Source organism: Natrinema hispanicum, assembly GCF_900111485.1.
Lineage (GTDB): Archaea > Halobacteriota > Halobacteria > Halobacteriales > Natrialbaceae > Natrinema > Natrinema hispanicum_A.
In genome coordinates this window covers 1-9,032 of sequence record NZ_FOIC01000058.1, presented here as the reverse complement: position 1 = coordinate 9,032, position 9,032 = coordinate 1, and the positions used below count along the sequence as shown (strand labels likewise).

At 53.8% G+C, this 9,032-nt stretch carries 5 protein-coding genes and 3 pseudogenes; 3 read left to right on the top strand and 5 right to left on the bottom strand.

Features of this window, described 5'->3' with window-relative positions:
- Positions 1-279, bottom strand: a pseudogene (locus BSG09_RS19415) (IS66 family transposase); the annotation flags it as partial.
- A 609-nt stretch (positions 280-888) separates the two neighbouring features.
- On the opposite strand from BSG09_RS19415, the pseudogene BSG09_RS19410 reads away from it, so the two are divergent.
- Positions 889-2,162: pseudogene (locus BSG09_RS19410) on the top strand (IS4 family transposase).
- 13 nt (positions 2,163-2,175) lie between these two features.
- Positions 2,176-2,654, top strand: a pseudogene (locus tag BSG09_RS19405) (ISH3 family transposase); the annotation flags it as partial.
- Between the two features lie 277 nt (positions 2,655-2,931).
- Here the strand turns inward: BSG09_RS19405 and BSG09_RS19400 are convergent.
- The 4 genes from BSG09_RS19400 to BSG09_RS19390 form a co-directional block, all read right to left on the bottom strand.
- Positions 2,932-4,134 carry a DUF6498-containing protein gene (locus BSG09_RS19400; protein WP_092936069.1) on the bottom strand — a complete coding sequence of 401 codons (1,203 nt, stop codon included), beginning with the start codon at positions 4,132-4,134 and terminating at the stop codon, positions 2,932-2,934.
- Between the two features lie 527 nt (positions 4,135-4,661).
- Positions 4,662-4,871 (bottom strand): hypothetical protein, encoded by a 210-nt coding sequence (locus BSG09_RS21180; protein ID WP_217650168.1) that lies wholly within the window; start codon positions 4,869-4,871, stop codon positions 4,662-4,664.
- A 5-nt stretch (positions 4,872-4,876) separates the two neighbouring features.
- Positions 4,877-5,665 carry a PQQ-binding-like beta-propeller repeat protein gene (locus BSG09_RS19395; protein WP_254799216.1) on the bottom strand — a complete coding sequence of 263 codons (789 nt, stop codon included), beginning with the start codon at positions 5,663-5,665 and terminating at the stop codon, positions 4,877-4,879.
- A gap of 406 nt (positions 5,666-6,071) precedes the next feature.
- Positions 6,072-6,914, bottom strand: a complete 843-nt coding sequence (locus BSG09_RS19390) for a hypothetical protein (protein WP_092936067.1) — start codon at positions 6,912-6,914, stop codon at positions 6,072-6,074.
- Between the two features lie 220 nt (positions 6,915-7,134).
- Between BSG09_RS19390 and BSG09_RS19385 the strand changes: the two genes are divergently transcribed.
- Positions 7,135-8,904 carry a transposase gene (locus BSG09_RS19385; protein ID WP_092934829.1) on the top strand — a complete coding sequence of 590 codons (1,770 nt, stop codon included), beginning with the start codon at positions 7,135-7,137 and terminating at the stop codon, positions 8,902-8,904.
- The last annotated feature ends 128 nt before the right edge of the window (positions 8,905-9,032 follow it).

The following is a 9,032-nucleotide window of genomic DNA, read 5'->3' as shown; positions in this document are numbered from 1 at the left end:
AGCGTCGTCCCCTTGGTCTTCGTTCTCTTCCTCGTCGCTGTCATCGTTGCCAGGTGATCCAGCCACGCCACCCTGCTTACTGGGAGGTGTGTTTGGGTTTTCGTACCGCTTGAGGCGAGTCTCAAGTTGTTCGATCTGCTGTTGTTTTGCAGTGATCTGACGACGAAGAAGTCGGTTCTCAAGCTCTTTGACGACGAGTTGCTGGCGGAGATGCGTACTGTTCTCGGTGCGGATCGTGGAATCTATCGATTCCAGCGATCCGCTAACCCCCAGCGACACACTTGATTCACCATTGAGAGACCATTCATGAGACTGCTACGAAATCGGTCTGACGGCAAATCGCTATCCAACTACCTAAAACAGTTGGAATCACCCTCCATTACCGGAATTTAAAAGAAAAACTAGGTCATAGACGAAAAGCACGATCATACCGAGACCAATTGAGATTAGTATTGTCGTCATGGGTGATGGTAGTGATACAAAGGCGTGGAACTGCGTGAAGACCATGACTCCAAGCCAACCGAGTAGTTGATATTCTGAAGGTGTTATTCCTAGTGCTGACCGTCCTAAAATAACTAGGAATGGAGCAACGATACTCAATCCAATTACAATACCATAGTTCATATCTATGTTAACATTTTAATATATTGGGGGATGGCTAAAAATCTATTCAGTTACAAGAGCTTCATAATCACTCACACCAGGGGAACGCGGTTGCTGTGACGCCCTCTGGATCACGAATATCTGTATCAGCGAATAAATACGCATAGCGGCATCCGTCTTTAGTTAGGAGACGAATCGCGTGACAGCGGTGGCTTATCGAGGTATGTTTGCGGAAGAAACGAGGAGGCGGCAAGTGTGCAACAAGACGCCTCCTCATCTCGGATTATGCGTCGGCTCACTACACTGTTTCCCTCTGAGTCCTCGAAGAGCACGCCGAGGAACTCGGCGTGGTCGAACGCGACCGCAAACTCCAGATTCCTGCCTTCATCTGGGCGTTCGTGTTCGGCTTCGCCGCAGGCGAAAGCCGAACACTCACTGGATTCAGACGGAGCTACAACTCCACAGCGGATGAACCGATCTCTCCTGGCGGATTCTATCAGCGGCTGACTCCCTCGCTCGCGGAGTATCTCCGCAACCTCGTCGAGGTCGCGCTCGACGAGGTCGCTGTCCCGGATACAGTCGATGCAGATTTCGACTGATTCCGTGATGTGATGGTCGCTGACGGGACGATCTTGCGGTTACATCGGTTTCTCGTTGATGCGTACGAACCACGGAAAGGGGAGCAGGGTGGAGCGCGGCTCCACCTGCTCCACAACGTCACCGATCAGACAATCGATCGGTTCAGCGTCACTGATGAAAAAGCACACGACAGCACGGAGTTTGACATGGGTCCGTGGCTCAAAGACCGGTTAGTACTGTTCGATCAAGCGTACTTCAAGTACCGACGTTTCGCACTGATCGACGAGAATGACGGCTACTTCGTGAGTCGGCTCAAATCAAACGTGAATCCGGAGATAACCGGAGAATTACGGGAATGGCGTGGCGACGCCATTCCCTTGGAGGGCGAGAAGATCCACGACGTGGTTGATGACCTCTATCGGCAGTATATCGATGTCGAGGTCGAAGCAGAATTCCAGCGCAGAGAGTATGCAGGGACGCATTCGTGGGACACGAAGACGTTCCGTGTCGTCGGCGTCCGCAACGAGGACGCCGACGACTACCATCTGTATATCATGTATCTCCCATGAGAAGAGTTCTTACCGGCAGATCTAGCGACGATCTACCGCTGCAGATGGGAGGTTGAGTTGTTATTCCGCGAACTCAAGACGCAATACTCGTTGGACGAGTTCACAACGAGCAAGAAGCACGTCGTTGAGATACTGCTGTACGCGGCGTTGCTGTCACTGCTGGTCAGCCGTGATCTGTTGGATCTGGTCACCGAGCAAGCAGATGATGAGCTCGTGTTTCCACCAGAACGCTGGGCGGCGACCTTCCGGTCGCACGCCCAGCTCATCCTTCACGAACTCGGTGAACACCTTGGCTACTCTCCGCCACCATTGCTAGAGCGGTTGATCGACGACGCTCAGAAGATACACCAACAACGACCGATACTCCAAGAGAGGCTCGCTACCGCTACACAACCGAAGACTAGGGCCTAACTAAAGACCAATGATGACAACCTATCGGATGTACAAAGGCCGCGAGCGGGAACTGGAATTCCCCTCGCGGTCGCGGTGTCATATCACGCCGGAGAGCGCGGGAAAAGCGGCGAGGTCGTTCGAGGCTATGTGGAGTGCGATCTGACCGATCGCACGCCGAAACAAGTCGAACGACTCTATCGGAAACGGTCAGCGATCGAAACGAGCTACCGTGTATTTCGCCAAGCACGAGTGGTAACGACGACACAAGACCCAATCATCCGCTTCGCGTTCGTCCTGGTTGGATTCCTGTTGGAGAACCTCTGGCTTGTACTTCGATGGGCGGTCGTCGCCCGCCCCCAGCGGGGCGGGCGCGACCTGCCCGAGGAATTCACGTTCAAGACGTTCTCTGACTGGATCAGACATGCATTAGAGGAAGAGCTAGAGCGGAGTTGGGAGATCGAGATGAACGGAACAGGTGTGCCCGAAGCGTACGCGCCGGCCGCGGGCTGACGCCAGCCCGCGGCCTTGGGCAAGCTCCTGGTGAGAAACAGCATTCGCCTAGAACAGCGTATCTCAGCCTTCTTACTTCACTTCCCCTCATCCGTGGATTCTATTTCCTGTTCACTCAGTTACCACATCGGCATTCACTCCGTTCGTCCATGACTCAGCACAGTTCACGAAGCGACATTCGGGAAGTACCGTATTATTCAGTGGAATTGGAACCAATTCTAGTGTTACAGGTGTAAAATAGTATGTATATTGTCGATTCTGGTTGAATGTGGTTACGTTATGACGAAGTATCAAGTAATTGCACTAGGGAATCCGCTTCCGATATATACGCGATATGGCGTTTCTCGCCGTCGTCCTGCTCAAGTCGGACCGACCTGAACCAATCTGGAAGTATAGAAGTAATTAGGCTGTCTGAAAGCGCCACATATTCAATCTCTTCTCGAGAGATTATCACCTGTGCTTCCCCGGTTAGCCTATTATATACGACGACGGCATCGGGATACACGCGATAGACTATCGGTTTTATAGTGATCCATCCCACAAAAATTTGGAAGAAAGTACGGATGGCGATGATAGTTGCAGCACCGGCTATAGCACCGGATAGTGTCCCGCTGACTATTCCCCCTATCAACCCGCCGACGAGAACGACAAGAACTGTAGGCATAACGAAAGAAAAGAGAATACCGCGAAATAGCGATACTATAAGTGCAGCACGCCAGTCGGTGTGAAACTCTGCAACCGTCTTGCCATCTGGGATTTTGACTGTTGGTTCTTCGCCCACTGTCTCATCAATGAACATCGTCGATTGGACGAACCTAGGTTTTCGAAATTCGAGAATATCGTACACTACTTTTGATCCGATAAGGATCAGGCTAAGCCCGACCTGAGCGACACCGACTGTTTGGACGGCACCGATGATAACCGGCGCAATGAATGCAAGGAGGAATAAAAGCGCTAGATATGTTTTGGAAATACCTCCGGTCGCAGCGACTGTTTTGTAGTTGCTTGACCGAAACCAGGACACCAGCTGAATCAGTTGGTGACCCACGATAGCAAGAATCCCGAGGGCAGCCGATGACGGTAAGACAAGTGGTTCGACAAACGAGGTAGCAATACCGGTTAATACGAGTCCCCCGAACGGCCAAAAGGCAATCAGTTGGATGACCGTCATTAGTGCATATGGGACATTGCGTGGATATATTGGCGGAAGCAAGCGAGTAAGTTGAAGGCTTCCTCGGACATCCGCTAACTCTTTGAGTGGAAATGTTGCTTTTGATCCTGATGGGCGATATTCCTCTGATGGTGGCAATTCAGCAAACAATGACTGAATCACCTCTCGGATGACAACAATCCCTACTTCAAACCAATAGAAGAATAGAATAAGATGGGGATCCCATCGAAACACAAAGACTCCAACAAACAATACCAGATTTGATAGCACCGCCGTGAATTGATCCCGCCGGCGCTCAATTTTGACCATATTATTATGGGGAATTTAATATTATGGGCACTAAAACCTGTTGATTTAACTAAGACTGTCGACTCCAACACCATATTTTAAAAACCCACAATGATATATGAATCTAAAAATATAATATCAGGCTCTGTTGAAATACTATCCTTCAGATACGTTCCTGTCTGAAACAGCTGGCCACTAAAACTGCTTACTGACCAAAGCGTGAAGATCATTCGGGATAATTGAACCCTTCATGCGAACGAGTTCACTGACAACAATCATGACTCCACCGATGACTGTCATGTACACCCCGATCCCAGCGACAAAGTAGCCTGTAAGACCCCACTCTACGAGAAACCATGTGGCTAATATTAGCGCAGTAGCCCCTACAAGACCACGGAAGATGCCCGTATTGATCCATGGAATGTGAAGGAGTAATCCAAGACAGGTGAGAGCAGCAAGGGAAATTAGTAGAAGCCCGACTCTGTTGAAATCCTTAGAAAGTGATAAGTTTTGTCTCCCCTGCGGTCAGTACAGCTGAGACACTGAGCTTAGCCGTTCGAATCGACATCGCCGAGTACGGCCAGAGCGCCGATGCTGCTGGTCGCAAAGAATACGGCACCGCCGACGAGGATCGGTGGGATAGTCACGGAGTGAAACGAGTCCAACACGTAGTTCCACTGTACGTCCCCCGTCTCGCGGTCGAAGGCGGTGATCGTCTCACGGAGTTCGGTAGAGACGTACTCGGACCCGTCGACCATGGCAATCACCGTGTCGCTCCCGATACAGAACCCTGGGCGTACACATCGTCGTCGTGTAGCACCCGCGTCGTTTCGGCCGCGAGATCGACCGCGAGTAGCCCCTCGGCGTTCGCCACGAACGCTGTCTCCCCGTCCACGGCCACCGTCGTGCTTTCCGTCCCGTCGATCTCGGCCAAGCCGATTTCCTTGGTCCTCTCCCCCGTTTCGGGGTCGTGGACGCCGAGACTGTTCCCGTCTACGACGAAAACGCCCCGCTCGGTCGCTACCGGATCGGCGCTCGTCGACGCCTGCTCCAGTGCTTTCGTCCAGCGGGTCGTTCCGTCGTCGACGTCGAACGCCGCGACGCTGTCCGTGCCGTCGACGGCCCCCACCGCGTAGACGGTGCCGTCGTGGATCGCGGGCGTGACGCGCTGCTGTGTCACCCCAGACGTCTCCCAATGTGGTTCGCCGTTCTCCGCTCGGAAGGCTTCGAGGCCGTCACGGGACGGAACGACGACGACACCCGGCCGTTCGTCGACGGCGAGCAGTTCCGGAGCGTACGTCGGTCTCCCGCCGGTTTCGGACTCTTCGAGCGGCTGTCGCCAGAGAACGTCACCGTTCCGTCGGTCGAGGGCGACGAGCTCCTCGTCGTACGCCACGAGGAAGCGTTCGTCGACGAGCGCTCTTCCATGGTCGCCGTCCCCTTCGAGAAGTGTCCGCCACTGTTCGCTACCATCCTGTGCGTCGAGTGCGATGGCGCTTCCCTCGTTGCTGGGGTCGAAGTTTGTGGTGTAGACGATTCCGTCGGTGATCACCGGATCCCACCGTGTGAAAGTCGCCGACTCCCACGCTAGGTTTCCCCGCGGAGGTGCGGAAACATCCGACACAAACGTGTTCGCGCTGTTTGCCCCGTGTTGTGGCCAAGTCTCGTCAGGGACGGCGGGCAACGGCGTGTCCGGCCTGCCCGACGGAAGGACCGATAGGCACCCCGATAGTGCTGCGGTACCGACACAAGCCGTCGCGAGGAATGTACGCCGGTTCATACGGGCGATTGACGGGTCAGTGACTGAAGTCTCGTACTTTCTGGAGGGCGCATTCCTGTCGTCGTTCGTTTGGGTAGTGTTTAAATATTCATGCTTGATGTGCACACGTAGTTACCGAATCACTCCGTTTCAGTTTCAGCTGTAAGACCGAATAAAGAAATCGCGCTACCAACTACTGTTATCCCCGCTCGTACGCCGCCAGCATTTCTGTGAGCAGTTCACAGGCACGTTCGGTTGTCTCGGGATCTTTGCAGGGTACCCGTTTGGGTATAGATGCCCCGGGCAGCATGGTTCGGAGCCCGCTGCTCAGAACCTGAACAGGAAACGGCCGTTCGTCGGATTTCCAGGTCAGCACCAGTTCGGTTCCTTCTTTTCGGACTGAATCGAGCCTCGTCAGTCCCCAGCAGGAGTCACCCGTCAGTCCACTATCAGACTCAACACACAGCGATCCCTCCGTCAGCCGATAGGTTCGGCCGTCGACCGACCACTCTAGTCTCGTCCCAGCGGAGACCAAACAGGCCTGGTAATCGACCAGCGCGTCAGCGAGGGTGTTGACGTACTCCTTCTGGAACGCGTCGGCGTCGATCCACAGCTTTTGGTGGTGCGGGACTGCACCGAGAACGACATCTCTGCCAGAGGTCAGTCGAACTTGCTGAAGGAACCATTGGCCAACCACCGGCTCGTCTGCAAGGGTACAGAGCTGCTCCAGTGCTGCTGGGTCACCGACCAGCTGGAAGGCCGTGCATCCAGTATGCGTGTCCCGGCAGGTCATCCGTTCGCTGGCTGGGACATCTACTGCTTCCTCGGGGAACGGTCCCGGACCGTCCACTGGCTCGAAGGCATCCTGGACGGTGGTCCAGGTTTTTCTGGACGGTACTGCCGGATCAAACCCCCCGTCGAGTTCATCGTGATCCAGTAGAACGTAAGCATTCTCGACACGTGGGAGTGTCTCAGCGACGATAGCCCGGAGCGCGTCGGTGTAATCGTTCGCCAACAGCACATGCGTATAGTCGTGGAGCATCGCGGGGGCACCTAATTGTGAATTCGTAGGGCAACATCGACGATAAGTGTTGTTGAGTTGGTGGTTTGTAGAAATCCAAACGCAGAATCTGAGGGCGAAGTAGAAAGGGGTCCGGTCAGACGGCTTATGGGCTACGCGTAGGCAGTGAAAAACTTACTGAAATTATATTGAAAAGCTATACGTCACTTCAGCTCGAATAGTCGCAGTATTGGGGTAAGACGTGTTTAAAGAGAATAATGAGTATCAGCAGGAAGCACTGTTTTCGCCTGTAAAAGACCTACAATCCGGACTAAAGACGAAGTTACAGAATCACTGGTCTACTCATTTCTACGAACATGTCTTCACCCAGATTGATGAGAAGAAGTTCGGCCAGCTATACCATGACGGGTATAGCCGGCCGAACAAACCGGTCAACGAGTTGGTTTCCCTGGAAATCATCAAGCACCTGCTTGGGCTATCTGATGAGCAGCTCGAACACGCCTATCTGTTCGATTTTCGCGTCAGGAACGCGCTAGGGAAGGAAACGCTCGGTGACAACATCTGTGCGAAAACGTTCACCAATTTCCGCCGACGCTTACTGGAACACGAAGAAGAGACTGGTCAAGACCTGTTGCACGAGGTTTTCCAGGATCACCGAAGCTACCTCCAAGACGAGTTCGAGATCGATGCCAGTACCCAGCGAATGGATTCGACGTTTATCGAGGCTAACATCAAGCAACTCTCCCGAATCGATCTCATCGCCAAAGTCGTTCACAACTTCCTGGACGATCTCCCCGACGAGATCGTCCAGGAACTCCCTGCCGGACTAGACGAATTCGCCGATACGGAGAACCTGGAGCTATCCTATGAACTGGAGCCAGGTGAGATCAACTCGACCATGGAAACACTCATCGAGCATGCTACTTGGTTGATCGACAGGTTCGAAGAGGAGCAAAACTACGCTGAACTGGAGAGTTTTGCTCATCTCCAGCAAATCCTCGACGAACAGTGCTACCGCATTCCTGAACTCGAAGACGATGACCGTGATCACGATGAAGACGACGATGACGACCATCCCGGTGACTCGCCGTCACCGGGATGGGAACCACTTAGAACCTTCACATCCAGCGAGGGAGAGACAGGCCACGAGCAGGCCAGTGATGAGCCAGCCCAGTCCAATGAGGACGACCACGAGCAAGATCGCGTCGGGCTGAAAGAGCCCGACGAGATCAGTAGCGGGTCGATGCAAAATCCCCACGACGTGGATGCGACTCACCGCCGGAAGGGCGGTGAGTCTTTTTGCGGCTACAAAGCGAACGTCGCTGAGACCTGTGGCGGAGAGAACCCATTTCGACTGATCACGACGATTCGCGTTGACACGAACAACACAGACGATGGTGATCTGTTAGCCGAAGACGTGCCAGAATTGCCGGAGGAGACCGGGTTAACGGATCTCCTCGTTGACGGTGGCTACACGCACAAAGAAGTAGAGGCGTGCTGCGATGATCATGGGATCACGCAGCACTTCACGGGACTAACCGGGCAGCGGCCTCCTGCAGAGAAGTTATCGCTAGCGGATGCAGAGTGGGACGACCACCGAATGGTTGCGTGTCCCGCCGGACACGAACCATTCGAGCAGCGGTACATGCCCGAGAGTGGTCGTATCTCAGGGCGAATGGGGAAAGAGTTCTGTGAAGACTGTCCACACAGGGAGAATTGCTTCGTCCGGGAGAAACAGAAGTTCTACAGTTACGGCTTCTACGAGCGGAAATTAGCACTTGCTCACCGACGCAAGCGGTTGGATAATCCAGCAGAGAAGGAGTTTCTGAACTTACGCGCTGGGGCTGAGTCGTTGGTCAATGAGGTGTATTACCAGGATGGGGAGAAAGCACGGTTCACGGGGACGATTAAGGTGAAGAACGCGTCGATAGCGAAAGCTATCGGGACGAATCTCAAGCGAGCCTCACGATTCTTGGAATCGGAGGCGAAGCGGGAGCACTCAGCGGGATAGCCGGAGGAGAATGGAATTTTCTCGGCTCGGAAGTTGGATTCATCGAGTTGGTGAGCAATTCAGCAAATCAGTCGTCGTGATCACTCGGGGTGTTCCCGGCGGAACACCCCTTTCTCCTGTGCCCTCAG

Excerpts from the sequence above, each read along its gene's own strand:
- BSG09_RS19400 (WP_092936069.1), bottom strand. The coding sequence starts at position 4,134 with ATGGTCAAAATTGAGCGCCGGCGGGATCAATTCACGGCGGTGCTATCA.
- BSG09_RS21180 (WP_217650168.1), bottom strand. The coding sequence starts at position 4,871 with ATGGTCGACGGGTCCGAGTACGTCTCTACCGAACTCCGTGAGACGATC.
- BSG09_RS19390 (WP_092936067.1), bottom strand. The coding sequence starts at position 6,914 with ATGCTCCACGACTATACGCATGTGCTGTTGGCGAACGATTACACCGAC.